This window comes from Microbacterium mangrovi (assembly GCF_000802305.1).
In the GTDB taxonomy this organism is placed as follows: domain Bacteria; phylum Actinomycetota; class Actinomycetes; order Actinomycetales; family Microbacteriaceae; genus Microbacterium; species Microbacterium mangrovi.
Map to the genome: position 1 here is coordinate 954,977 of NZ_JTDK01000006.1, position 23,941 is coordinate 978,917.

Sequence of the window (23,941 nt, forward strand, 5' to 3'; positions counted from 1 at the left end):
AGCCCTCACGTAGGGTGCCGATATGAGTAACCAGATCGTGCCGCCGTACCTGCTGGAGAACATCGCCGCCACCGACCTGCCGCGTGCGTCGCGCGCCGCGCAGCAGACCCTCGCGACGCCGCGCGAGCATCGGGCACCGGCATCCCGCACGCAGCTGGAGCTCTCCGTCGAGAACGGCGACACCCTCGTCGCCACCAGCGAACCGGCGCCCGACCGCACGATCGCCGACGCCGGTCACGCCCAGAACCTGCCGGGCCGCACGGTGCGACGCGAAGACGACCCGCCGGTGGCCGACGCCGCCGTCAACGAGGCGTTCGACGGTCTCGGCACCACCTTCAACTTCTACTGGGAGGCCTACCGGCGCGACTCGATCGACGGCAAAGGTCTCGCGCTGGATGCCACGGTCCACTACGGCCGCGGCTACGACAACGCCTTCTGGAACGGGGAGCGCATGGTGTTCGGCGACGGCGACGGCGAGGTGTTCCGCGGTTTCACGAGCAACCTCACGGTCATCGCGCACGAGCTCACGCACGGCGTCACCGAAGACAGCGGCGGCCTCGACTATTCGGGCCAGTCGGGTGCGCTCAACGAGTCCGTCTCCGACGTGTTCGGCGTCCTCACCGAGCAGTGGTCGCTCGGCCAGACCGCCGATCAGGCCTCATGGCTGATCGGCGAGGGCCTGTTCGCACCAAGCATCCACGGCGTGGCGCTGCGCTCCATGAAGGCGCCCGGCACCGCGTACGACGATCCCGCCCTTGGCAAGGATCCGCAGCCGGCCACCATGAGCGGCTACGTGCACACCGGCGACGACAACGGCGGCGTGCACATCAATTCGGGCATCCCCAATCATGCGTTCTACCTCGCTGCCAGCGCGATCGGCGGCCACGCGTGGGAGAAGGCAGGACGCATCTGGTACGACACCCTCACCGGGGGTAGCCTCGAACCCTCAGCCGGCTTCGCCGCGTTCGCGCAGGCGACGATCACGACGTCCACCGGACTCTACGGAGCCGACGCCGCCGAGACCGAAGCGGTGCGGTCGGCGTGGAAGCAGGTGGGAGTACTCGAGGGATGACGAACGCGCAGCCGGCGGTCGTCGTCACGGTCGTCCGTTCCGGCGGTTTCGCCGGGATCCGGCGCCGCTGGGAGGCGGCGGCCGGCGGGGACGCGGCGCCGCGCTGGATCGCGCTGATCGACGACTGCCCGTGGGATCAGCCGCCGCCGCACAGTGCGGGCGCTGACCGGTTCGTGTGGCGGATCAGCGTGTCCTGGAGCCGGGCCGACGACCGCAGCGTCGAGTTGCCGGAGGATGCGCTGACCGGGCCCTGGCAGAAGCTGGTCGAGGAGGTACAGGCCGCGGCCGATGCCGCGCCCTGAGTGCTCAGCGGGCGACGCGTCGTCCGCGCGTGGGCTTGAGGCTCTTCTGCATGTTCACCACGCCCAGCCAGCGCCCGAATTTGAAGCCGACCTTGCCCATCCGCCCGACCTCGGTGAAACCGAACTTCTCGTGGAGGGCGATGGACCCCTCGGCGCCCTTGTCGCTGATGACCGCGAGGATCTCGCGGATGCCGGCATCCCGGCACGCCTCGATGAGCGATTCGAGCATCGCCCGCCCGAGCCCTTTGCCGGTGGCAGCCTGACCGAGGTAGATCGAGTTCTCGACCGTGTAGCGGTACGCGGACTTGCCCGACCACGGCTGCACGAGCGCATACCCGAGGATCTGTCCCGTCGGCCCCTCGGCGACGAGGAACGGCATCCGCTGCTTCTTGAGGTAGGCGAACTTCTCGCGCCACTGCGCGAGCGTCCACTCCTTCTCGTCGAAGGTGACGACCGAGTTGGTGACGTAGTAGTTGTAGATCGCGCGGATGTCCGGGATGTCGGCCTCTTCGGCGTCGCGGATGACGTATCCGAACGGTCGCTCCGGCTCCGGCGCCGGTTGCAGGTGCCGCGGCAGTCGACGCCGCTTCTCGTATTCCTCCGGAAGCATGCGCCCACGCTACCGCTCCGACATGTCGCCGGTGTTACGCCGGCAGCCGCCAGTCCACGGGCTGCGCGCCCTGCCGCACGAGCAGGTCGTTCGCGCGCGAGAACGGCCGCGACCCGAAGAAGCCGCGGCTGGCCGACAGCGGCGACGGATGCGGCGACTCGATGATCGGGACGTCGCCGAGCATCGGCCGCAGGTTCGCGGCATCCCTCCCCCACAGGATCGCGACCAGCGGCCCGCCGCGGGCGACGAGCGACCGGATCGCATGCTCGGTGACCTTCTCCCAGCCCCAGCCGCGGTGGGATGCCGGCTGCCCGGGCGACACCGTGAGCACTCTGTTCAGCAGCATGACGCCCTGATCGCTCCACGCCGACAGGTCGCCGTGCGCCGCCGGCGGGATGCCGAGATCGTCGTTCAGTTCGCGGTAGATGTTCTGCAGGCTGCGCGGGATCGGGCGCACGTGGGCATCCACCGCGAAGGACAGGCCGATCGGATGCCCGGGCGTCGGGTACGGGTCCTGGCCGACGATCAGCACGCGCACGCCGTCGCGCGGCTGCGCGAAGGCGCGCAGCACGCGATCGCCCGCCGGCAGGTAGTGTCCGCCGTGGGCGACGACGTCGCGCAGCCGCGCCCCGAGCGCGGCGATGTCCGGGGCGACCGGTTCGAGCGCGTTCGCCCAGCCAGGATCGAGGAGCCCGGCTGCGGCGAGTTCCGGAAGCGTCAGTGCCATCGGATGCGCACCGCTCACGCCGACGGCTGCAGGCCCTGGTCCTCTTCGACCACGGTGCCCTTGAACGACCAGGGGAAGTTGATCCACAGCGAGGTCGCCTTGAAGGAGTAGTCGGGCTGGATGATGGTCGTCGGCTTCGTGTAGATCGTCACCGAGCGGACATCCGCGCCCTGCTCCTTCAGCAGGCGCACCGAGAGGTCGAGGGTCTTGCCGCTGTCGGCGACGTCGTCGACGAGCAGCACGCGGCGCCCGTCCAGGTACGACATGTCCAGCGCGGGCGGGAGGACTTCGGGAGCGTCCAGCACCGTTCCGATGCCGGTGTAGAACTCGACGTTGATCGCGCCGCAGTTCTTGACGCCCAGGGCGTACGCGATGGCCCCGGCCGGCAGCAGGCCGCCGCGCGCGATCGCCACCACCACTTCGGGCACGAACCCGGAGTCGATGATCTCGCGCGCGATCTCCCGCGTCGCCTCGCCGAATCCGTCCCAGGTCAGGTTCTCGCGCTCGTCGGTCATTGGTCCCCTCCGCTGATCGTGCTGACCGCGACGCCGCGTTCGGACGTCTCGTCGATGCCGATGCCGGCCTCGATCAATCCTGCTTCGGCCGCCGCGACGATGCGCGACAGCGAGCCCCACTGGGCGACGTGCACGTCGACCGACACGTCGATGAGTCCGACGCCGCCGAGCACGGTCACCTCGTCGAGGCCCTCGTTGATGTCTTCGCCTGCGACCTCGACGCCGCCGATGCGCCACCCGCCGACGAGGGCGGCGCTGGCGGCGATCGCCGACCCGGCCGAGAACCCGAGGTAGGGCGTCCCGCCGCCGACGAGGTCGCGCAGCACGTCGAAGTGCGGCTCGAGCACGTCGCGGTACGCCGGCGTCGTGCCGCCGCCGATGACGATCCCGTCGGCATCCGCGAAGGCATCGGCCGGCACGGGGCCGGATTCGCCGACCGCGGTCACGACCGCCTCGACGGGGCCGGCGATCCGCATCGCGCCGACGAGGCGCTCCGCGTGCTCCGCAGCGTCGTCGTCGCGGATCGCGACGATCGCCACCCGGGGGACGACGCGTCCGGATGCCGCGGCCCGCGCCGTGGCTTCGTGCACGAACGCGGCGTAGACGACGCCGTCCGGCTCGTCCTGCCAGCCGCCGCCGACGAGGTGAACGCTCATGAAAGCCCGATCGCATCCGTGGCGCCCCGCGCCGAAGCCGACAAGTCCTCTCAGCGTACCGGCGTCGACCGCGTTCGCACGTCACCCGATCGCCCCGCCCGGCGCCATCACCGTCGCCGCCGCGAGCGTGACGGCGAGACCGACCAGGACGCCGGTGGCGGGCCAGGTGCGCCACAGCCGCAGCCACCGCCGATCCGCGAGCGGCACACCCGGCGCGAAGACGACCACGTCACGGCGCTCCACCCCGAAGCGCGCCACGGCGTCGGTGTATTCGCCCCACTCATGGATGCCGAGCAGGCGCACGTCGCGCCCGCGAGCGGGTGCCACCGGATCCGGTGCAAGGGGGATGCCGTGGTTGCGCAGAGCGGTCATGCGCTCCACTGTGCGCCGCGCAGTTCGACTCCGGCCCGGGCCGAAACGGTTTCCTCACGGGACGCCTGCGAATACTCGCGGCATCCGCACGCTCTGCTCACACTCACGTGCGCGCGGACGGTTCATCTGCCGCGCCGGCGTCAGTCGCGCACCTGCAGCGGGCCACGCGCGAGCAGATGTGCGGCGGACTGCGCGACCGGGCGCATCGTCACCAGGTCCAGGTTCACGTGGCCCGGGGCGTTCAGGGCGTAGGCGATGACGTCGGCGACGTCGGATGCCTGCAACGGCTGCGGCACGTCCGCGTAGATCCGGTCGGCGGCGTCCCGGTCACCGTGCAGGCGATTCAGCGAGAACTCCTCGGTGTGCACGAGCCCGGGCGCGATCTCGATGACCCGCAGCGGCTCGCCGTTCAGCTCCAGGCGCAGCGCGCCCACCAGCATCGACTCGCCGGCCTTGGCGGCGTTGTATCCGGCGCCGCCGGGGTAGGCCAGCTGAGCCGCCGTCGAGGTGACGAACAGCAGGCTGGCGTGCCCGGCATCCCGCGCCGTCTCGCGCAGCTGCGGGAGAAGTGCGGCGACGAGGCGCTGCGTGGCCAGCACGTTCGTCTCGAACATCCACGTCCAGTCGTCCGGTGAGCCGTCCTCCACCCGGTCGCTCCCGCGCGCCCCGCCGGCGACCTGCACGAGCGCGTCGACGCCGCCCGTGGCGCGGACGAAGTCGGCGAGGGCGTCGACGTCGGCCTGCCGGGTCAGGTCGGCGGCGAACGGGGTGGCGCCGGTGGCGGCGCCGACGGCTTCGAGGCGGTCGGCGCGGCGGGCCACGGCGATGACCTCCCAGCCGGTGTCCCGCAGCGTCCGCACGGTCGCCTCGCCGATCCCGGTGCTTGCGCCCGTCACCACTGCACGCTGAGTCATGTGCCCAGCCTAGGTCCTGGATTACGCGGTGTTTCCGGGTGATCGCAGGAATGTGCGGGCGTCCGTAATGTCGGTGACACGAACCCTGATCCCTGATAGGAGCCCGCAGATGTCCTCGAACGACTGGCGCTTTGAGACCACCCAGATCCACGCGGGCGCCCAGCCCGATCCGGTCACCAATGCGCGCGCCACGCCGATCTACCAGACCACGTCGTACGTGTTCAACAACTCCGACCACGCCGCGAACCTCTTCGCGCTGAGCGAGTTCGGCAATATCTACACCCGCATCCAGAACCCCACGCAGGATGTCGTCGAGCAGCGCATCGCGGCGCTCGAGGGCGGCACCGGTGCGCTGCTGGTGTCGTCCGGCCAGGCGGCCGAGACCTTCGCCGTGCTGAACATCGCCGAGGCCGGCGACCACATCGTCGCCTCCAGCTCCATCTACGGCGGCACGTACAACCTGTTCAAGTACACGCTGAAGAAGCTCGGCATCGACACGACGTTCGTCGAGAACCAGGACGACATCGACGAGTGGCGTCGCGCCGTGCAGCCGAACACCAAGCTCTTCTTCGCCGAGACCATCGGCAACCCGAAGATCAACGTGCTCGACATCCGCGGCGTCGCCGATGTGGCCCACGAGGCGGGGGTCCCCCTCATCGTCGACAACACGATCGCCACGCCGTACCTGATCCGTCCGTTCGAGCACGGTGCCGACATCGTCGTGCACTCGGCCACGAAGTTCCTCGGCGGGCACGGCACCACCATCGGCGGCGTCATCGTCGACGGCGGCTCGTTCAAGTGGACCGAGAACAGCGACCGCTTCCCCGGTCTCACCACCCCCGACCCGTCGTACCACGGCGCCGTCTACACCCAGGCGGTCGGCGACGGGCTGGCCTACATCATCAAGGCCCGCGTGCAGCTGCTGCGCGACCTCGGCTCGGCCATCGCGCCCATCAGCGCGTGGCTGCTCCTCCAGGGCATCGAGACGCTGTCGCTGCGCGTCGAGCGCCACGTGCAGAACGCCCAGGAGATCGCGGAGTGGCTCGACAACCACGACGACGTCGCCTCGGTGAACTACTCGGGTCTGCCGTCGTCGCCCTGGTACGCCGCAGCGAACAACTACGCGCCCAAGGGCGTCGGCGCGGTGCTGTCGTTCGAGCTTAAGGGCGGTGTCCCCGCCGGTCGCGCGTTCGTCGACAGCCTGAAGCTGTTCAGCCACCTGGCCAACATCGGCGACGTGCGCTCGCTCGTCATCCACCCGGCCTCGACCACCCACTCGCAGCTGAGCCCCGAGCAGCAGCTCACCGCGGGTGTCACGCCCGGTCTCGTCCGCCTCTCGGTGGGCATCGAGAACGTCGAGGACCTGAAGGCCGACCTGCAGCAGGCCCTCTCCGCCGCGCGTGCGGTGTCGGAGGCGGCGCGCGCCTGAGCGTTCCCGTCCAGGACGGATGCCTCGGACCTTCGGGTCCGGGGCATCCGTCGTCCGGCCGGCCGCTCAGTGCGCGTCCGCCCACCGCAGCACGCGCATGGCCCGGAGGGTGACCCAGCGACTCGGGAACCCTTCCCGTTCGCCCTCCATATCGAACAGCGTCGGGCCCTCGTGGGTGTTCTCCAGCTTCCAGAGCCCGTCGTCACCCCGCTTGGCGCGCAGCAGTTCGACCGCCTCCGCGGCGCGCGGCTCGCCCTCGGGACGGGCGAGCCGGAGGTACTCGAGACCGCGCAGCACGTCGTAGAACCAGCGCACCGGGTACGACGTCATCGTGAAGCGCGGGTCGATCACGTCTCCGGTGCTGCGCCGGCGGAACAGGCGCCGGTCGAGGAGGTACTCCTCCCCGGCGAGACGGGCGGCGCGGGATGCCTCGGTGCCGCCGGTGGCGTGCTCCCACGCGAGCAGCCCCTCGAGGACGCAGATCGTCGCATGCAGCGACGACACGCGCGCACCGTACTCCGCCCAACAGTTCCATCCTCCGTCGGACAGCTGCGACGACAGGATCGTCTGCACGACGGACTCGCCGGGCTCTCCGAAGTAGGCGCACAGGGTCAGCACCACGCCGTTGATGCAGGGCTCCGTCTCGCCGTCGAAGTACGGCTCGCCGGCGTGGTCCCACCGGACGTTGTCGCGCACCCGTGCCACGGCCTGCCGGACTGCCGGATCGGCCGGGTCGACGCCGAAGTCGGCGAGCTGCTGCAGGCTGAAGTGCGTCGCCGTCCAGGCGTCGTACATCGGCCGCGACTCGTCGGCCCATCCCGGCCGGTACACCCCGCCGTCCCAGTAGCCGTCCGCGGCCTGCTCGAACAGCAGCCGGGCGCCCCAGCCCTCGGTCGCCACCCGCGCGCGTTCCCGGGCGACCTCCTCCGGGGCGGCATCCGCGAGGTCCCGCATCACCTGCCAGCGGATCGCCGGGTCGGAATCCATCAGATACTCGATGACGTCCATGGCCGCGACCTTAGTCGGGGCCTCCGACATCCGCCTCGCCCCGCAGGCCCGTCTTCTCGGTCACGCGGAACGCCGTGGCGGCGAGCACGTAGAACACCACGTCGGCGACGACCTTGCCCGCCACCAGGGCGACCGCGACGTTCGGGATGAACAGCAGCGCCACCGTGAGCGAGGCAGGCCGCACCAGGACCGTGTCGAGCACCTCCGCCGATCCGAACTCGACGAGCATCAGCCCGATGACCCGCGCGAGGATCCGCAGTCGGCCAAGTGCCGGGAAGTTCCGCCGCTGCTCGCGCCACACCGCGATGCCCGCGATCGCGTAGAACCCCACGCTCTCGGCAATAGTCGCGACCAGACCCACGACCACGGCCGGTGCGCCGAGCGCGGCGACGGCCGTTCCGCTGAGCACCATGGTGACCGTTCCGGAGACCTCCGGCGGCGCGTACCGCCTCACCCAGAACCACAGTGCAAGCAGCCACGACCGACGGGGCTGCACGACGGCAGCAGGCGGCAGCTCCCGCGTTGCGGCCTCGGTGGCGTCCATACCCCGGAGGAGCCGCCCGACGCCCTCGTGATACCCGCCACCGGTGTCACATCGACGCGGTGGAGCCGTAACAGTCCCGGGCGCCGGGTCGGCATCCGGAAGAACGGACCCCATGGACTGGCAGACTTGCCGTGCCATGACTTGTATTGCCACGTGCGCCGAAAGTCGGCACCGCCCTTCTCGAAGCGTGATGATGCGATACCTACAATGGATGCGGAAAACCGCCCATACGAGGGGATGTGGCATTGATCGACGATCTCCTCGGCACGCTGTTCGTAGACATCATCGGCGAAGGGATCGCCCAAGCGTTTCGAAGTGCGGCTGTACGTCGCAGGCAACGACGCGGTCAGATGAAGTGCAGCATCCGGTTGGAGGACGGCCTGCAGCCGGGCCTCACGAAGACGTGGCGCCACGGTGTCGTGACGCTTGCGCCCGACCGCATCCGGTTCGACGGTGCCGACATCGCCGTGGTTGCAGTCTCGCTGCCGCCGAGCGATGAAGGGCCGCGCGACCGCATCGAGCGTAATGCCGATGCGCCGCTGTTCCGGATCACCACATCCACTGCCTGGCTCACGTGGGCCATCCCGGTTGAGCAGGTGGATTGGGCCCTGGCGCAGATCGGACACCTCGACGATCTCGAACCCAAGTCCGCGGCCGAAACCGCCTGACCACCGTCTGGCATCGTCTCCCGAACGCGTATCGACCGCGGATCAATCACCGCACCTGCCCTGGCCGTAACATCAGCAGCCCGCCGTCAGGAGCTAGGTAGCCTAGTTCAAATCCGGGTTGCGACGAAAGGACGTCTTTTAGTGGACTGGCAGACCTCCGAAGACACCGTGCCCTCGGCGCCGGTCACGGAGGCCGATGCCCGCCTGCTCCTCGGACGACCGCCCGCCACCGGCGCATGGCGCGACGGCGACCCGGTCGGAGACCGTCGGTTCGCGACATTCGGGGCGTTCTCCACCGAAGGCGGACGCGAACTCCCCAGCATCCGGATCGCCTACGAGACATGGGGAACGCTCGCACCCGATGCGAGCAACGCCGTGCTGATCCTGCACGCCCTCACCGGCGACAGCCACGTGCGCGGGCCGGCCGGACCCGGGCATCCCACCGCCGGCTGGTGGCAGGATCTCGTCGGTCCCGGGCTGGCCATCGACACCGATCGGTGGTTCGTCGTCGCCCCGAACATGCTGGGTGGATGCCAGGGCTCGACGGGCCCTGCGACCATCGCGCCGGACGGCCGCGAGTGGGGCTCCCGGTTCCCGTACATCACGATCCGCGACCAGGTGGCTGCGCTGGCGCTGCTGGCCGACGACCTCGGCATCGGCACGTGGGCCGCCGTCATCGGCGGATCGATGGGCGGGATGCACGCGATGGAGTGGGCGATCGGCCTGCCCGAGCGGGTGGCGCGCGTCGGCATCCTGGCCGCTCCCCCGGCGAACACCGCCGACCAGATCGCGTTGAACTCGGTGCAGCTGGAGGCCATCCAGATCGACCCGCGCTTTCAGAACGGCGACTACTACGACTCCGGCGACGGCGACGGCCCGACGCGCGGCCTGGCGCTCGCCCGTCGCATGGCGCTGCTGAACTACCGCAGCCCCACCGAGTTGAACCAGCGTTTCCAGCGATCGTGGCAGTCCGGGGTGAGCCCGCTCGGCCACGGCGGACGCTTCGCCGTCGAGTCGTATCTCGACTTCCACGGCAACAAGTTCACGCGCCGCTTCGACGCGAACAGCTACATCCGTCTCGTCGAGGCGATGGATTCGCACGACGTGGGCCGCGACCGCGGCGGCATCGAGGAGGCCCTGAAGCGCGTCACCGCGACCGCGCTCGTGCTCGGCATTGACTCCGACCGGCTGTTCCCCGTCGAAGGGCAGCACCGGATCGCACGGAGCATCCCGAACACGCTCGACGGCGACCGTGCCGTCGTCATGGCGAGCGACTTCGGACACGACGGCTTCCTCATCGAGACCGCGGTCGTCGCCCAGCACCTGCGGCGCCTGCTCGCCGCCTGACCACGCGCGTCACGTCGTCAGCCACGCCGGCATCGTGCGGGAGAAGTGGGCGATCAGGCCGCCGGTCAACGGGTCTGTCGCATCGATCTCGAAGGCGCGGACGAGCGTCGCCATGGCGTCGTCTTTTCGCCCCTGCGCCCACAGCATCCACGCGATCGTGCTGAGCATCGGCTGGTGCAGTTCGTGCGGGGCGGCATCCGCCGACGCGCGCATCAGCAGGATGCCCCGCTCGAGCCGCCGCGGATCGGGCCGCCGCGACGATTCGCCGAGGAACAGCCGAACCGGGTCGTCGTGCGGGATCGTGCCGGCGCCGTGGAGGTCGGCGACATGCTCGTCGACGGAGACCCCGCGCCGCTCCGCCTGGGTGATGAGGCGCTGCGTGCGTTCGAGGTTCTGCTGACCCGTGCGGCGTCCGAAGGCGGTCTGCACGCAGACGGCCTGCGGGAGCCCCGGCCACTGCATCATCATGACGAGTTGCGCGCGCATCGGCATGCTCACGTCGTCGATGTCGTCGTCGAGGAGGGACTCGAGAAGCGGCACGATCACCTTCATCGACTCGAGGTGCCCGAAGGGCTCGATCGGACCGGACCCGGGGTTGTCGTGCGGTGCGGAATCGTGCATGTCCCCAGCGTGCTCGACCGGCTCCCACGAGATCGATGTCCGGCGCGGATCTGTGGATGACGCAGGCCTCAGCGCCGCCTGTGGACAGACCTCGGCCGCGTCAGGATGCCGAAGTGCGCTCGTACACCCACGGAAGGGAGTCCAGGCGCAGACGGTGGCGGGATCCGGATGCCGGGGCATCCTGAACGGCCTCGAACTCCTCGTCGCCGGCCCACAGCAGATATGGGCCGCGCGCGTCGCGGCGCGCGACGCTGTCGAAGAGCGCCGGGGCGGAGGCCACCGCGAGAAGTGCCGCCGCGTCCGGGGCGTCCGCGAGCCCGTGCAGCGTCACCCACGTCGGCGGATACAGGGTCAGCTCGCCGCGCCCGTGGCGGGCGAGCATGTCGGCGGGTCGCACCCAGGCGGCGCGCACCGCCTCGGCGTCCGACAGTCGCAGAGTCACCTCGGCCGGAGCGGGGGCGACGAAGAACCAGGTGCGGATGCGCGTGGGGATGCCGACCGGAGGGTCCCACCGGGACAGCGTGACGACGGATCCGGCATCCAGCGCGATGCCGGTCTCCTCCCACGTCTCGCGCACGCCGGCGTTCCGGGCCGTCCCCTCCTCGGTCGCCCCGGCGTCGCCGTCTTCGACCTTGCCGCCGGGGAACACCCAGGCGCCCGCGAACGAGCCGCGATCGGGTCGCTCCATCATGAGCACCTCGGGGCCGGCATCCCCGGCACGGACGACGATCACGGTACCGGCGACCGGAACGGACGCATCCGCCGCATCGCCCGCGACCCGCGGACGACCGAGGGCGTCCGCCAGTTCCCCGAGTCCGTCGTTCACGGCATCACTCGTCGATCGCGGCCTCGAGACGCTCGATCTTGTTGTCGATCTCGCCGGTGTACCCCGGGCGGATGTCCGCCTTCAGCACGAGCGACACACGCGAACCGAACGGCAGCACCGCCTCGGTCGCGCGCTTGACCACGTCGAAGACGTCGTCCCAGTCGCCCTCGATCTCGGTGAACATCGACGTCGTGCGGTGCGGAAGCCCCGAGTCGCGGACGATCCGCACGGCGGCGGCGACCGCGTCGTGCACCGATCCGTCTTCGCGTCCGGTTCCGCTGGGGGCGACTGAGAAGGCAACGAGCATGGTTCGACGCTACCCGACCGCGGTGTGCGAGGACGAGGATGCCGCGAGCGTCGATCGTCCGCGTGGCCGCACCCGCACGAGCCGCGCCACGCTCCAGACCAGGAGCACCCCGACGACGACGTTGCGGGCGGTGAGCACGAACTCCGAGACCGGGTCGCCGGTGAGCACACCCATGTACATCAGCGGGTACATCACCTGGGTGAGGCCCGCGATCACGAGCCCGAGCACGACGGGCGCGCGCCATCGCCTCCGCTCGATGACGAGGCCCATCACGAGCGGTGCGACGATCCACGTGTAGTACTGCGGCGACCCCACCTTATTGAAGAAGATGAACGCGACCACGAGGGCGAGTGCGAGATCGGGGAAGAGAGCCGCGAAGGACGCCCCGCGCCACGCCTTCAGGGCGCCGATCGCCGCGATCGCGCCGACGGCCACCACGAGCAGCGGGGTCATCAGCGCGATGACGGCGTTCACGTGCGGTCCGGTGACCTCGAACGTGAGCATCTCGGGACTGTAGAAGATGGATGCCCCCGGCACATGCAGCACGGTCGCCCAGACGTAGAGGCCGCTCACCGGCGCCTCGATCTGCAGCCCGCGACCGGTCTGGTCCCCGATGAACCCGAACGTGTACGCGGCACCGCCGGCGAGCGCGACGACTCCGATCGTGACGGCCGAGACCAGGAGCGCGCCGGCGAGGACCGACAACCGCCGTCGCACCGCGATGAGGGCGGCGGCGATGAGCGCGGCCGGCCAGACCTTCATCCACGTGGCGATCGACAGCAGCACGGAGCCGAGCAGCGGGCGTCCGACCAGCCACAGGCATCCGGCCACCGCGAGCGGAACGGTCAGCGCGTCGAGTCGGTACATGTACACGGGCCCGAGGAGAGCGACGAACGCGAGCCAGAACCAGGCGGCGGCCACGCGGCCGCGTGAGCGTGCCCGCCCGACGAGCACGGCGAAGGCGAGGGCGTCGCAGATCGTCACCAGCACAGCCCAGGAGACCGTGTACGTGCCGCTGACCCAGTCGAACAGGTGCGCCGCGAGCATCGGGACGAGAGCCAGCTGGGGGTACACCCACGGCTCGGTGATGCCGACGATGCCGCCGCCGTTCAGAGCCGCCGTCGACCACGGTTCGTAGACCCGGTAGACGTCGCCCATCGGTTCGGTGGGCATGACGAATCCGAGGACCGCGACCAGGGCGTGCACAACGACGAACGCCACCCAGAGCACTGCCCGCCTCGACACGCCCCACATCCTACGGACGCCTCCTGTGACGCACCGGTCAGACCGCGGCGAGCGCGCGGGCGACGGCCCACGGCAGCGCGTCGGCGACATCCAGCGCGAGGATGGGCGCGTCCGGCGCGCCGTCGGCCGCGTGGCCTGCGAGCCGGGCGGATGCCGCGGCACCGGCATGCCCGTGCAGCCAGGCGGCGGTGGCGGCGCACGCGAGGAGGCGGGCACCGTCGAGGTGCTCGCTGCCGGTCGCACGTCCGCGGCGTCCGGCGACGCCCGCCGTCACGGCGCCGAGGCATCCGGCCAGCACGTCTCCGGTGCCGGCGGACGCCAGCCACGAGGTGGGTGCGGCGACGGTCACCGCCATTCCGCCGGGCTCGGCGACGACGGTGTCCGCCCCCTTGGACAGCACGACGACGCCGAGGGCCGCGGCCGTCTCCGTCGCCTGGGCGATGCGGCCGGCGAGGTCGGCGGGGATCGCCGGATCCAGGCCCGCCGCGGTGCGCAGCCGGGCGAGCTCGCGGGCGTGCGGCGTCACGATCCACGGTGCCTCGCCGGCCGCGCCCGAACGCAGAACCGGCACGAGGTCGAGGGCGCCGGCATCCACGACGACGGGAAGCCCGCCGCTCAGGATGCCCCGCAGGGTGTCGGTCTCCGCGTCGGAGCGGGAGGACGGGTCGGTTCCCGAGCCGATCACCCACGCCTGCACGCGGCCCTCCGCGGCAACGGTCTCGGGGCGCTGCCGGAGGACGGCGTCGCGCGCCGGGCCGGTGTACCGCACCATGCCCGCGCCCGTGCGCGCCGCGCCGCTCACGCCCAGCACGGCCGCACCGGGATACGCGTCCGAACCGGTGTGCACGCCGACGACGCCGCGCGTGTACTTGTCGTCGGTCCCGTCCGGCCGATGCAGGGTGCCGCCGGCCAGCTCCGCCGTCCAGGGCGTCGCGCTCATGTCCGCCTCCCGTGGCCCCGGCGCGTCGCATCGTGGACTTCGCCGATGAGCTCTTCGATGACGTCCTCGAGGAACAGCACGCCGACCGGCGCGCCGTCGGCGCCGGTGACGAGCGAGAGATGACGGCCGGCGGCGCGCATCGCGGCCAGGGCGTCCTCGAGGTCGGTGTCCGCGTCGAGCGGCACCATGCGATGGATCCGCCCGGCGGGGATCGGCCGGTCGCGCCCGGCATCCGGCGTGTCGGCGACGCGGAGGATGTCCTTCAGGTGCACGTACCCGATGGGGATGCCCGCGTCATCCACGATGACGTACCGGGAGAACCCGCGCTTGGCGACGGCCCGCTCGATCTCCTCGGGGGTGGTCGTCTGCGGCAGCGAGACGATCTGCGCCAGCGGCACCGCGGAGTCCTTCGCCTTCTTGTCGGTGAACTCCACCACGGCGGCGATCGTCCCTGCGGTGTCGTCGAGCACGCCCTCGGCACGCGACTGGCTGACGATCGTGGCGACCTCTTCGAGCGTGAACGTGGATGCCGCCTCGTCCTTCGGCTCGACGCCGAACAGCCGCACGATCGCGTTCGCCGACCAGTTCAGGGCGACGATCACCGGGTGGAAGATCTTCGACACCCACACCAGCGGCGTCGCGAGCAGCAGCACGGCACGATCCGGCACCGAGAACGCGAGGTTCTTGGGCACCATCTCGCCGAACACGACGTGCAGGTACGAGACCAGCAGCAGCGTCACGATGAACCCGACGGTCTCCACCGCGGCGACCGACATGCCCGTCCAGTGCAGCGGCCCTTCGAGCAGGTGGTGGATCGCCGGCTCCGAGACGTTCAGGATGAGCAGCGAGCAGATCGTGATGCCGAGCTGGCTGGTCGCGAGCATGAGGGTCGCGTGCTCCATCGCGAACAGCGCCGTCTTGGCGGCGCGGGACCCCTTCTCGGCGCGGGGCTCGATCTGGGAGCGCCGCGCGGAGACGACGGCGAACTCGGCGCCGACGAAGAAGGCGTTGAACGCCAGCAGGATGACAAGCCAGAGGATGCCGGCCCAGTCGCTCATTCGTCGCCCCCTTCCGGTGCGGGTGCGACCGGTGTGAAGCGGATCCGCTCCATGCGCCGGCCGGTCATGCGGGCCACGGTCAGCACGCCGCCGGCGACGGGGACCTCGTCGCCCACCTTCGGGATGCGCTCGAGGGTCGACATGATGAACCCGCCGACGGTGTCGTAGACCTCGCCCTCGGGAACCTCGACTCCCGCACGATCGCGCAGTTCGTCGGGGCGCAGGTCGGCGGGGAAGGTGATCGAGCCGCCCGTGCGCACGATGTCCGCGGTGCGGCGGTCGTGCTCGTCGTGGACCTCGCCGACGATCTCCTCGACGAGGTCTTCGAGCGTGACGACCCCGGCCGTGCCGCCGTACTCGTCGACGACGACGGCCATCTGGTAGCCGCGAGTGCGCAGCTCCGCCAGCAGGCCGTCGAGGTGGACGGCTTCGGGCATGCGCAGCGGCTCGGTCGCGAGAGCGGCGGCGGGGACGTCGCCGCGCCGGTCGATCGGCACGCTGATCGCGGCTTTGAGGTGCACGATGCCGACGATGTCGTCCATCGACTCGTCGGTGACCGGAAAACGGCTGTGCCCGGTGCGGCGGGCGAGGTCGACGACGTCGGATGCCGTGTCATCCGCGCTGACCGAATGCACGCTCGGTCGCGGGGTCATCACGTCGGCCGCGGTGAGGCGGGTGAAGTTGAGGCTGCGGTCGAGGAGGGATGCGGTGTCCTCCTCCAGGACGCCGGCCGAGGCCGAGCGGCGCACGAGGCTGGAGAGCTCCTCGGCGGTGCGCGCCCCGGACAGCTCCTCCTTCGGTTCGACGCCGACCAGGTGGAGGACGCCGTTCGCGGAGCTGTTCAGCACCCACACGGCCGGGCGGAACACGGCCGTGAAGGCGACCTGGAACGGCAGCACCAGGCGCCCGGTCGCGCGCGGCAGGGCGAGCGCGAAGCTCTTCGGGACGAGCTCGCCGACGATCATCGACAGGATCGTCGCGATCGACACGCCGATGATCACGGCCACCGGCTCGGCGGCGCCCGCCGGCATCCCCCACGCCTCGAAGAGCGGGCGGATCAGGTTGGAGATCGCCGGCTCCATCGTGTAACCGGTGAGGAGGGTGGTGAGCGTAATGCCCAGCTGCGCGCTGGACAGATGCGTCGCGGTGCGCTTGAGGGCACCGATCGTGACGTTCAGTCCGGTCTCGCCGCGGTCTCTGCGCGCCTCGAGATCAGCACGATCGAGATTGACGAGCGCGAACTCGCTCGCGACGAAGAATCCCGTCCCGATCGTGAGCAGAAGCCCCACGCCCAGCATGACGTAGTCCATCACTCGTCACCCCCTGAGGGGGCGAGGCGGTGGGGCGGGCGTCTGCAACTCGGCGGGTCGTCCATCGTGCCCCCCATTCTATCGGGCGGGACGCCACGCGCCCTCGATCCGCGCGCTGTCGGCGCAGACCGGGCCGGCCAGGGCGCGTCGCGAGACCGAGCGTCGCCGCCGAGACAGGGCCACGCCGACGCCGTTTCGTCGGCGCCGCCCTGTTTCGGCACGTGCCCGGCGCCCGGCGGGAGGCGATGCGGCTACCAGCTGACGGGCAGGGCCTTGCCCTCTTCGTAGCCCGCGGCCGACTGCAGGCCGACGCGGGCGCGCTCGTGGAACTCCGGCATGGTCGCCGCGCCCGCATAGGTGAACGACGAGCGCACGCCCGAGGTGATCATGTCGAGGAGGTCCTCCACGCTCGGCCGCAGCGGATCGAGGTAGATCTTCGACGACGAGATGCCCTCGGCGAACAGCTCCTTGCGCGCCAGCTCGTACGGGTCGAGGCGGCCGAAGCGGCCGAGCACCGCCTTGGTCGACGCCATGCCCCAGGACTCCTTGTACACCTTGCCCGCAGCATCCGTCTGCAGATCGCCGGGCGCCTCGATCGTGCCGGCGAACCACGAGCCGATCATGACGGATGCCGCACCGGCCGCGAGCGCGAGCGCGACATCGCGCGGGTACCGCACTCCCCCGTCGGCCCACACGTGCGCGCCCAGCTCGCGCGCGGCCTGCGCCGTCTCGAGCACCGCCGAGAACTGCGGGCGACCGACCGCGGTCATCATGCGCGTCGTGCACATGGCGCCGGGGCCGACGCCGACCTTGAGGATCGACGCGCCCGCCGAGACGAGGTCGTGCACGCCGTCGCCGGTGACGATGTTGCCGGCCGCGATGGGGATGCCGAGGCCGAGCCCCGAGACGGTCTGAAGTGCCCGCAGCATCCCTTCCTGGTGACCGTGCGCCGTGTCGACCACGAGGACGTCGACGCCCGCGGCGGCGAGCGCCCGCGCCTTCGCGGCGACGTCGCCGTTGATCCCGACCGCCGCCGCGACGATGAGGCGTCCGTCGGCGTCCACCGCCGGCCGGTACAGGGCCGATCGCAGGGCCGTGCGCCTGGTCAGCGTGCCGACGAGGTGACCGTGGCGGAGCACGCACACGGTCTCGGCATCCGCCTCGACGATCAGGTCGAACGCGTGGCGTGCGCTCTCGACGTCGTCGGCGTCGATCGACACGGGCCGGCTGTGCACGAGGTCCCCGAGTCGCGCATCGGGCAGGGCGCTGCCGAGGCGCACGGCCGAGACGACGCCGTGCACATCGTCGATGTGCAGGGGCGTGCCGGGACGGGCGTCCGCGACGACGACGCCGTGGCCGGCGATCGAGGGCAGGACGCGGGATGCCTCGGCAGCCGTCGTCTGGGATCCGAGGACGGTCGGGGTGTCCCACATCACGGGCTGGTCCTTGACCCAGCGGATGGCGGCATCCAGATCCTGCAGCGGCATGTCCTGCGGGAGCACGCCGAGACCCCCGCGGCGGGCGAGCGTGGCGGCGAGCCGGGGCCCGGTGACCGAGTTCATGTTCGACGACACGAGCGGAATCGTGGCCGTCGAGCCGTCGCCGGGGGCGAGATCCACGTCGAGACGGCTGGTGACGGCCGACCGGCGCGGCACGAGGAAGACGTCCGAGTAGGTCAGGTCGACAGTGGGCTGGGCGCCGTAGAACTCCATGCTCCCAGGGTAATTTACGCGGAAGACCTATGACGTGGCGTTCGCTGTGGGCGGCGCGTGGCCGGGAGACGTCCAGGTCAACAGGACTACGCTGGGAAGCACAGCCGACAGACCCGAGATTCTGCCGGCGTTCAACATGATTCTTCAGCGATGAAAGCGGGCGATCGAGCGTGTCGAGCCAGGTGACCGGCGTCGGGGCTTCGAGCGAAGGGGAGTTCGGGGCCAACGAGTGGCTCGTCGACGAACTCTACGAGCAATTCAGCAAAGACCGGAACCTGGTCGACAAGGCGTGGTGGCCCATCCTCGAGGCCTACCACCCGTCGACCCCGGCGACGCCCGGGGCGGCCGCTCCGGCGGCGCCCGCGGCTCCGGCGACCCCCACGACCGAAGCGGCGCCGCCCACGACGCCGATCCCGGTGATCGGCACTCAGCCGGTCGCTCGCACGACCGCGAAACCGGCCCGTGAACAGCCGATTCCCGCCCAGGCGCCGAAGGTGCAGCCCTCGGTCGGAGAGTCGTCGACCGAGCAGGATGTCGTCACTCCGCTGCGCGGCCTGGCCAAGACGCTGGCCACCAACATGGACCAGTCGCTGACCGTCCCCACCGCGACGAGCGTGCGCACCGTGCCGGCCAAGCTCATGATCGACAACCGCATCGTGATCAACAACCACATGGGTCGCACGCGCGGCGGCAAGGTCAGCTTCACGCACCTGATCGGGTGGGCGATCATCCAGGCGCTCAAGGACTTCCCCAGCCAGAACGTGGCCTACGCGGAGGTCGACGGCAAGCCCTCGGTCGTCGCCCCGGCGCATGTCAACCTCGGCATCGCGATCGACATGCCGCGCCCGGACGGCTCCCGCGCGCTCCTGGTTCCGAGCATCAAGCACGCCGAATCGCTGACGTTCGGCGAATACCTGGCATCGTATGAGGACCTTGTCAAGCGCGCCCGGGCGAACAAGCTCACCGCAGCCGACTTCCAGGGCACGACGATCTCGCTGACCAACCCGGGCGGCATCGGCACCGAGCACTCCGTGCCACGCCTCATGCCCGGGCAGGGATGCATCGTGGGCGCCGGCGCACTCGAGTACCCGGCCGCATTCCAGGGGTCCAGCGACAAGACGCTCGCGGGCCTCGGCATCGGCAAGACGATCACCCTGACGAGCACCTACGACCACCGCGTCATCCAGGGCGCCGGCTCGGGCGAGTTCCTCAAGATCGTGCACCAGCTGCTGATCGGCGAGCGCCGCTTCTACGACCACATCTTCGCCGCGCTGCGCATCCCGACGGCGCCGATCCGCTGGTCGCAGGACATCAACGTCGACCTCGCGGAGCGCGTCGACAAGACCGCCCGCGTCCAGGAGCTCATCAACTCCTACCGCGTCCGCGGCCACCTGATGGCCGACATCGACCCCCTCGAGTACGTGCAGCGCACGCACCCCGACCTCGAGATCGAGACGCACGGCCTGACCTTCTGGGACCTCGACCGGCAGTTCGTGACCGGCGGCTTCGGCGGTCAGCGCCAGATGAAGCTGCGCGACATCCTCGGCGTGCTGCGCGACTCGTACTGCCGCACGATCGGCATCGAGTACATGCACATCCAGGACCCGGCCCAGCGACAGTGGTTCCAGGACAACATGGAGGTCCGGTACGAGAAGCCCGGCCACGACGAGCAGCTGCGCATCCTGTCGAAGCTGAACCAGGCCGAGGCGTTCGAGACGTTCCTGCAGACCAAGTACGTCGGGCAGAAGCGCTTCAGCCTCGAGGGCAGCGAGTCGCTGGTGCCGCTGCTCGACCAGATCCTGCAGGGCGCCGCGGCGGACGGCCTCGACGGAGCCGTCATCGGCATGGCCCACCGCGGACGCCTGAACGTCCTCACCAACATCGCCGGAAAGACCTACAGCCAGATCTTCCGCGAGTTCGAAGGCCTCGCAGCCGTCGGCAACAAGAGCGGCTCCGGCGACGTGAAGTACCACCTCGGAACCGACGGCACCTTCGTGGCCGACGGCGGCCAGGAGCTTCCCGTGCACCTGGCGGCCAACCCGTCCCACCTGGAGACGGTCGACGGTGTGGTGGAGGGCATCGCCCGCGCCAAGCAGGACCGCAAGCCGATCGGGTCGTTCACGTACCTGCCGATCCTGGTGCACGGCGACGCCGCGTTCGCGGGCCAGGGCGTCGTGGTCGAGACCCTGCAGATGTCGCAGCTGCGCGGCTATCGCACCGGCGGCACCATCCACGTGGTCGTCAACAACCAGGTGGGCTTCACCACGACGCCCGCCGACGGCCACACGTCGGTCTACGCGACCGACGTGGCCAAGACGATCCAGGCGCCGATCCTGCACGTGAACGGCGACGACCCCGAGGCCGTCGTGCACGTGGCCGAGGTCGCCTACCGCTACCGCCAGGAGTTCCACCGCGACATCGTGATCGACGTGGTCTCGTACCGCCGCCGCGGTCACAACGAGGGCGACGACCCGTCGATGACGCAGCCGCTCATGACGAACCTCATCGAGGCCAAGCGCTCGGTGCGCAAGCTCTACACGGAGGCGCTCGTCGGTCGCGGCGACATCACCGAGGAGGAGTACGACAAGGCCAAGGCCGACTTCCAGGGTCGCCTGGAGGTCGCCTTCGCGGAGACGCACGAGGCCGAGACCGGCACGTCGCCGATCATCACGGTGGATGCCGCGCACCTCGACCCGTACACCGGCGAGCCGGAGACCACCGCGGTGTCGCGCAATGTCGTGGAGACCATCGCCGACGCGTTCGTCAACAAGCCCGAGGGCTTCACCGTGCACCCGAAGCTCGCGCAGCTGATGGACCGGCGCGTCAAGATGAGCCGCGAGGGCGGGGTCGACTGGGGCTTCGGCGAGCTGCTCGCGTTCGGCTCGCTCCTCATGGAGGGCACCGCCGTGCGTCTGGCCGGGCAGGATGCCCAGCGCGGCACGTTCGTGCAGCGCCACTCGGTGCTGCACGACCGCGTGAACGGCCAGGAGTGGATCCCGCTGGTGAACCTCTCCGACAGCCAGGCGCGCTTCTGGGTCTACAACTCACTGCTCAGCGAGTACGCCGCCATGGCCTACGAGTACGGATACTCCGTCGAGCGCCCGGACGCCCTGGTGCTGTGGGAGGCGCAGTTCGGCGACTTCGCCAACGGCGCGCAGTCGGTCATCGACGAGTACATCTCCGCCGCCGATCAGAAGTGGGGTCAGCAGTCGAGCCTCGTGCTGCTGCTGCCGCACGGCTATGAGGGCCAAGGACCGGACCACTCCTCGGCGCGCATCGAGCGCTACCTGCAGATGTGCGCGCAGAACAACATGACCGTCGCCCGGCCGTCGACGCCGGCGTCGTACTTCCACCTGCTGCGCCGCCAGGCCTATGCCCGGCCGCGCCGGCCGCTCGTGGTCTTCACCCCGAAGGCGATGCTGCGCCTGCGGGATGCGACGAGCCCGATCGAGGACTTCCTGCAGGGCCGGTTCGAGCCCGTGCTGGACGACAGCCGTCCGCTCGACAAGCAGAACGTGAAGCGCGTGCTGCTGCACTCGGGCAAGATCCACTGGGATCTGCGGGCCGAGCTCACCAAGAACCCGAACGACCAGATCGCACTCGTTCGTCTCGAGCAGTTCTATCCGGCTCCCGTGGACGAGCTCAACGCCGTCGTCGACAGCTACCCGAACGCCGAGCTGGTGTGGGTGCAGGAAGAGCCGGAGAACCAGGGCGCCTGGCCGTTCATCTCGCTCGAGGTCGTCAAGCACCTGCACGGACGAACCATCAAGCGCGTGTCGCGGCCGGCCGCGGCGTCGCCGGCGACCGGTTCGCCGAAGGTGCATGCTGCGCAATCGGCTGAACTGCTGCGCTCCGCGCTGAGCCTCTGATCGCCCGCCCGCGTCGCGTCGCGGTGCTCGTGAACCCCGCGGCGCGGGGCCGGGCACCGCGGCGCGCGGTGGCAGATGCCGTCGCGCGGCTCGTGGCGGCGGGCATCGAGGCGGTGGTCGTCGGCGGCGTGCACGCGGCCGACTCGGCGCGGATGCTGCGCGGCGCCCTCGACGAGGGGGTGGATGCCGTGGTGTCCGCCGGCGGCGACGGCACCGTGCACATCGCCCTGCAGGAGTTGTCCGGCACCGCGGTCCCCCTCGCGGTGCTGCCCGTCGGCACCGGGAACGACTTCGCCGCCGCCCTCGGGATCCGCTCCGTCGATCAGGCGCTCCGGCTCATCCTCACGGGCCGGACCCGCGCCGTGGATGTCGCCCGCGTCGATCGCGCCGGGCTGCCGTCAGTGCTCTTCGGCACGATCCTCGCGGCCGGCTTCGACTCCCGGGTGAACGACCGGGCGAACCGGATGCGCCACCCGCGGGGCCAGGCGCGCTACACGCTGGCGCTGCTGGCCGAGTTCACCCGGCTGCACAGCGAACCCTTCCGGGTCACGTGGACGGATGCCGACGGCCGCCGTCACGAGATCGCGGATGACCTCGTGCTCGCAGCTGTCGCCAACGGTCGCTCCTACGGGGGCGGCATCCCGATCGCGCCGGATGCAGACGTCGCCGACGGCCTTCTCGATCTCGTCGTCGTCCGGGACGTCTCCCGTCGCCGGATGCTGCGCTTTCTGCCGAGTGCGTACCGGGGCACCCACTGGCGCATCCGCGAAGTGTCGATGCAGCGCGCCCGCATGGTCCGGATCGAAGCGGACGGCGTCACCGGGTACGCCGACGGCGATGCCGTCGGCCCACTGCCCCTCACCGTCTCGGTGCTCCCCGGCGTCCTGCGCGTGTTCTCGGACTGACGGGCACCGTGTCAGCGCGTCAGGTGGTGACGTGCGCGTCGCGCAGACGCTCGAGCACCATGTCGCGCAGCTGCTCGGGGGCAGCCTCCTTGCACGACCGGGCGAGCACCTCGGTGAGGGTGCGCGAAACCAGCGCCTCGTCGCGGCATCCCGGGCAATTGTCCAGATGCTCGCGGATGTCAGCCTGCGAGGTCGTGCAGACCTCGTGCCGCAGATACTCCTCGAGGTCGCGCCTCGTCTTCTCGCAGCCGCAGTCGCTCATTTCTTGCTCCTTGTCGCGGCGGTGTCGATGCCGCGCTCCTTTGCATAGTCGGCCAGAAGGTCACGAAGCATCCGCCTGCCGCGGTGCAGGCGGCTCATGACCGTGCCGATCGGGGTCTTCATGATGTCGGCGATCTCCTGGTAGGCGAATCCCTCGACATCGGCGAGGTACACCGCGAGGCGGAAGTCCTCGGGAAGCGCCTGCAGCGCGTCCTTGACGACGGATGCCGGCATCCGGTCGATCGCTTCGGCCTCGGCCGAGCGGGTGCTGGTCGAGGTGGTCGACTCGGCCCCGCCGAGCTGCCAGTCCTCGAGATCGTCGATCGCGCCCTGGTAGGGCTCCCGCTGCTTCTTGCGGTAGATGTTGATGTACGTATTGGTGAGGATCCGGTACAGCCACGCCTTGAGGTTGGTGCCCTGCTTGAACGTGGCCCACGACGCGAACGCCTTGACGAAGGTCTCCTGCACGAGATCGGCCGCATCGGCGGGGTTCCGGGTCATGCGCATCGCGGCGGCGTACAGCTGATCCATGAAGGGCAGTGCCTGCTCTTCGAACTGTGCGCGCGTCTGCGCCGCCTCATCGTGCGGTGTCGTGGCCTGCTCTTCCATCATGCGCCAGTCTACGGGCGTGAGGCTCGGCAGCCACTGCGACGGCTCGGATGCCGGGGCATCCGGGCGTCGTTCCAGGGTGGCGATCATTCGGCTCCTTGAGAGGTTTCAGTA

The 23,941-nt window shown here is 70.4% G+C and carries 25 protein-coding genes; 7 read left to right on the forward strand and 18 right to left on the reverse strand.

All coding sequences use genetic code 11. The features are described 5' to 3' along the window. The first annotated feature begins 22 nt into the window (after positions 1-22). Positions 23-1,072, forward strand: coding sequence for a M4 family metallopeptidase (locus LK09_RS08345; protein WP_039397798.1), 1,050 nt, complete (start codon positions 23-25; stop codon positions 1,070-1,072). Next, positions 1,069-1,374, forward strand: coding sequence for a protealysin inhibitor emfourin (locus LK09_RS08350; RefSeq protein WP_039397800.1), 306 nt, complete (start codon positions 1,069-1,071; stop codon positions 1,372-1,374). Before LK09_RS08345 ends, LK09_RS08350 begins: the two co-directional genes overlap by 4 nt. 4 nt (positions 1,375-1,378) lie before the next feature. On the opposite strand, the gene LK09_RS08355 is transcribed toward LK09_RS08350, so the two are convergent. The 6 genes from LK09_RS08355 to LK09_RS08380 form a co-directional block, all read right to left on the reverse strand. Continuing rightward, on the reverse strand, positions 1,379-1,984 hold the full coding sequence (locus LK09_RS08355) for a GNAT family N-acetyltransferase (protein WP_039397802.1): 606 nt from the start codon (positions 1,982-1,984) through the stop codon (positions 1,379-1,381). A gap of 34 nt (positions 1,985-2,018) precedes the next feature. Continuing rightward, positions 2,019-2,711 carry a uracil-DNA glycosylase gene (locus LK09_RS08360; RefSeq protein ID WP_039398386.1) on the reverse strand — a complete coding sequence of 231 codons (693 nt, stop codon included), beginning with the start codon at positions 2,709-2,711 and terminating at the stop codon, positions 2,019-2,021. A 14-nt stretch (positions 2,712-2,725) separates the two neighbouring features. After that, positions 2,726-3,226 carry a phosphoribosyltransferase gene (locus LK09_RS08365; protein ID WP_039397804.1) on the reverse strand — a complete coding sequence of 167 codons (501 nt, stop codon included), beginning with the start codon at positions 3,224-3,226 and terminating at the stop codon, positions 2,726-2,728. Next, entirely contained in the window at positions 3,223-3,882 is a 660-nt protein-coding gene (locus LK09_RS08370; RefSeq protein ID WP_052226544.1) for a type 1 glutamine amidotransferase family protein, read from the reverse strand. Before LK09_RS08370 ends, LK09_RS08365 begins: the two co-directional genes overlap by 4 nt. A gap of 81 nt (positions 3,883-3,963) precedes the next feature. After that, complete coding sequence (locus LK09_RS08375; protein WP_039397806.1) at positions 3,964-4,254, reverse strand: DUF6611 family protein; 291 nt, start codon at positions 4,252-4,254, stop codon at positions 3,964-3,966. 140 nt (positions 4,255-4,394) lie between these two features. Then, positions 4,395-5,168: an SDR family oxidoreductase gene (locus tag LK09_RS08380; protein ID WP_039397808.1), complete on the reverse strand. Its 774-nt coding sequence runs from the start codon at positions 5,166-5,168 to the stop codon at positions 4,395-4,397. 109 nt (positions 5,169-5,277) lie between these two features. Between LK09_RS08380 and LK09_RS08385 the strand changes: the two genes are divergently transcribed. Beyond that, positions 5,278-6,597: a bifunctional o-acetylhomoserine/o-acetylserine sulfhydrylase gene (locus LK09_RS08385; protein ID WP_039397810.1), complete on the forward strand. Its 1,320-nt coding sequence runs from the start codon at positions 5,278-5,280 to the stop codon at positions 6,595-6,597. A gap of 66 nt (positions 6,598-6,663) precedes the next feature. Here LK09_RS08385 and LK09_RS08390 read toward each other — a convergent pair whose 3' ends face one another. Next, positions 6,664-7,605 carry a hypothetical protein gene (locus tag LK09_RS08390; protein WP_039397813.1) on the reverse strand — a complete coding sequence of 314 codons (942 nt, stop codon included), beginning with the start codon at positions 7,603-7,605 and terminating at the stop codon, positions 6,664-6,666. A gap of 10 nt (positions 7,606-7,615) precedes the next feature. Then, positions 7,616-8,149 carry a hypothetical protein gene (locus tag LK09_RS20710; RefSeq protein ID WP_052226545.1) on the reverse strand — a complete coding sequence of 178 codons (534 nt, stop codon included), beginning with the start codon at positions 8,147-8,149 and terminating at the stop codon, positions 7,616-7,618. Between the two features lie 239 nt (positions 8,150-8,388). On the opposite strand from LK09_RS20710, the gene LK09_RS08400 reads away from it, so the two are divergent. Together LK09_RS08400 and metX are read left to right on the forward strand one after the other, a co-directional pair. Continuing rightward, positions 8,389-8,817: a hypothetical protein gene (locus LK09_RS08400; protein ID WP_156138687.1), complete on the forward strand. Its 429-nt coding sequence runs from the start codon at positions 8,389-8,391 to the stop codon at positions 8,815-8,817. Positions 8,818-8,958: 141 nt separating this feature from the next. Then, a complete protein-coding gene (metX, locus tag LK09_RS08405) occupies positions 8,959-10,164 on the forward strand; it encodes a homoserine O-acetyltransferase MetX (protein WP_039397816.1) in 1,206 nt (401 codons plus the stop codon). 9 nt (positions 10,165-10,173) lie between these two features. Here the strand turns inward: metX and LK09_RS08410 are convergent, their stop codons facing one another. The 8 genes from LK09_RS08410 to guaB1 form a co-directional block, all read right to left on the reverse strand. Beyond that, complete coding sequence (locus LK09_RS08410) at positions 10,174-10,785, reverse strand: hypothetical protein (RefSeq protein ID WP_039397819.1); 612 nt, start codon at positions 10,783-10,785, stop codon at positions 10,174-10,176. A gap of 100 nt (positions 10,786-10,885) precedes the next feature. After that, positions 10,886-11,611 carry an NUDIX hydrolase gene (locus LK09_RS08415; RefSeq protein WP_039397821.1) on the reverse strand — a complete coding sequence of 242 codons (726 nt, stop codon included), beginning with the start codon at positions 11,609-11,611 and terminating at the stop codon, positions 10,886-10,888. Positions 11,612-11,615: 4 nt separating this feature from the next. Beyond that, complete coding sequence (locus LK09_RS08420) at positions 11,616-11,918, reverse strand: thiamine-binding protein (protein WP_039397822.1); 303 nt, start codon at positions 11,916-11,918, stop codon at positions 11,616-11,618. 9 nt (positions 11,919-11,927) lie between these two features. Continuing rightward, positions 11,928-13,163: a DUF2029 domain-containing protein gene (locus tag LK09_RS08425; RefSeq protein WP_039398391.1), complete on the reverse strand. Its 1,236-nt coding sequence runs from the start codon at positions 13,161-13,163 to the stop codon at positions 11,928-11,930. A gap of 37 nt (positions 13,164-13,200) precedes the next feature. Further along, positions 13,201-14,103: an ADP-dependent NAD(P)H-hydrate dehydratase gene (locus LK09_RS08430; RefSeq protein WP_052226546.1), complete on the reverse strand. Its 903-nt coding sequence runs from the start codon at positions 14,101-14,103 to the stop codon at positions 13,201-13,203. Beyond that, the gene (locus LK09_RS08435; RefSeq protein ID WP_039397824.1) at positions 14,100-15,161 is read right to left on the reverse strand and encodes a hemolysin family protein; all 1,062 of its coding nucleotides are present in this window, start codon (positions 15,159-15,161) and stop codon (positions 14,100-14,102) included. The genes LK09_RS08430 and LK09_RS08435 overlap by 4 nt, the downstream gene beginning before the upstream one ends. Then, positions 15,158-16,471, reverse strand: a complete 1,314-nt coding sequence (locus LK09_RS08440; protein WP_039397826.1) for a hemolysin family protein — start codon at positions 16,469-16,471, stop codon at positions 15,158-15,160. Before LK09_RS08440 ends, LK09_RS08435 begins: the two co-directional genes overlap by 4 nt. Before the next feature lie 251 nt (positions 16,472-16,722). Next, positions 16,723-18,183, reverse strand: coding sequence for a GMP reductase (guaB1, locus tag LK09_RS08445; RefSeq protein ID WP_039397828.1), 1,461 nt, complete (start codon positions 18,181-18,183; stop codon positions 16,723-16,725). A gap of 170 nt (positions 18,184-18,353) precedes the next feature. Here guaB1 and LK09_RS08450 point away from each other — a divergent pair, with 170 nt between their 5' ends. Continuing rightward, complete coding sequence (locus LK09_RS08450) at positions 18,354-22,052, forward strand: multifunctional oxoglutarate decarboxylase/oxoglutarate dehydrogenase thiamine pyrophosphate-binding subunit/dihydrolipoyllysine-residue succinyltransferase subunit (RefSeq protein ID WP_039397830.1); 3,699 nt, start codon at positions 18,354-18,356, stop codon at positions 22,050-22,052. A gap of 23 nt (positions 22,053-22,075) precedes the next feature. After that, positions 22,076-22,957 carry a YegS/Rv2252/BmrU family lipid kinase gene (locus LK09_RS08455; RefSeq protein WP_269430928.1) on the forward strand — a complete coding sequence of 294 codons (882 nt, stop codon included), beginning with the start codon at positions 22,076-22,078 and terminating at the stop codon, positions 22,955-22,957. Between the two features lie 19 nt (positions 22,958-22,976). Here the strand turns inward: LK09_RS08455 and LK09_RS08460 are convergent, their stop codons facing one another. After that, entirely contained in the window at positions 22,977-23,219 is a 243-nt protein-coding gene (locus LK09_RS08460) for a zf-HC2 domain-containing protein (protein WP_039397833.1), read from the reverse strand. Then, positions 23,216-23,917, reverse strand: a complete 702-nt coding sequence (locus LK09_RS08465; protein WP_039397835.1) for a sigma-70 family RNA polymerase sigma factor — start codon at positions 23,915-23,917, stop codon at positions 23,216-23,218. Before LK09_RS08465 ends, LK09_RS08460 begins: the two co-directional genes overlap by 4 nt. Positions 23,918-23,941 lie beyond the last annotated feature (24 nt).

Bases quoted from the DNA above. Each gene is read 5' to 3' on its own strand.
- LK09_RS08345 (WP_039397798.1), top strand. From the start codon at position 23: ATGAGTAACCAGATCGTGCCGCCGTACCTGCTGGAGAACATCGCCGCC.
- LK09_RS08350 (WP_039397800.1), top strand. From the start codon at position 1,069: ATGACGAACGCGCAGCCGGCGGTCGTCGTCACGGTCGTCCGTTCCGGC.
- LK09_RS08355 (WP_039397802.1), bottom strand. From the start codon at position 1,984: ATGCTTCCGGAGGAATACGAGAAGCGGCGTCGACTGCCGCGGCACCTG.
- LK09_RS08360 (WP_039398386.1), bottom strand. From the start codon at position 2,711: ATGGCACTGACGCTTCCGGAACTCGCCGCAGCCGGGCTCCTCGATCCT.
- LK09_RS08365 (WP_039397804.1), bottom strand. From the start codon at position 3,226: ATGACCGACGAGCGCGAGAACCTGACCTGGGACGGATTCGGCGAGGCG.
- LK09_RS08370 (WP_052226544.1), bottom strand. From the start codon at position 3,882: ATGAGCGTTCACCTCGTCGGCGGCGGCTGGCAGGACGAGCCGGACGGC.
- LK09_RS08375 (WP_039397806.1), bottom strand. From the start codon at position 4,254: ATGACCGCTCTGCGCAACCACGGCATCCCCCTTGCACCGGATCCGGTG.
- LK09_RS08380 (WP_039397808.1), bottom strand. From the start codon at position 5,168: ATGACTCAGCGTGCAGTGGTGACGGGCGCAAGCACCGGGATCGGCGAG.
- LK09_RS08385 (WP_039397810.1), top strand. From the start codon at position 5,278: ATGTCCTCGAACGACTGGCGCTTTGAGACCACCCAGATCCACGCGGGC.
- LK09_RS08390 (WP_039397813.1), bottom strand. From the start codon at position 7,605: ATGGACGTCATCGAGTATCTGATGGATTCCGACCCGGCGATCCGCTGG.
- LK09_RS20710 (WP_052226545.1), bottom strand. From the start codon at position 8,149: ATGGACGCCACCGAGGCCGCAACGCGGGAGCTGCCGCCTGCTGCCGTC.
- LK09_RS08410 (WP_039397819.1), bottom strand. From the start codon at position 10,785: ATGCACGATTCCGCACCGCACGACAACCCCGGGTCCGGTCCGATCGAG.
- LK09_RS08420 (WP_039397822.1), bottom strand. From the start codon at position 11,918: ATGCTCGTTGCCTTCTCAGTCGCCCCCAGCGGAACCGGACGCGAAGAC.
- LK09_RS08430 (WP_052226546.1), bottom strand. From the start codon at position 14,103: ATGAGCGCGACGCCCTGGACGGCGGAGCTGGCCGGCGGCACCCTGCAT.
- LK09_RS08435 (WP_039397824.1), bottom strand. From the start codon at position 15,161: ATGAGCGACTGGGCCGGCATCCTCTGGCTTGTCATCCTGCTGGCGTTC.
- LK09_RS08440 (WP_039397826.1), bottom strand. From the start codon at position 16,471: ATGGACTACGTCATGCTGGGCGTGGGGCTTCTGCTCACGATCGGGACG.
- guaB1 (WP_039397828.1), bottom strand. From the start codon at position 18,183: ATGGAGTTCTACGGCGCCCAGCCCACTGTCGACCTGACCTACTCGGAC.
- LK09_RS08460 (WP_039397833.1), bottom strand. From the start codon at position 23,219: ATGAGCGACTGCGGCTGCGAGAAGACGAGGCGCGACCTCGAGGAGTAT.
- LK09_RS08465 (WP_039397835.1), bottom strand. From the start codon at position 23,917: ATGATCGCCACCCTGGAACGACGCCCGGATGCCCCGGCATCCGAGCCG.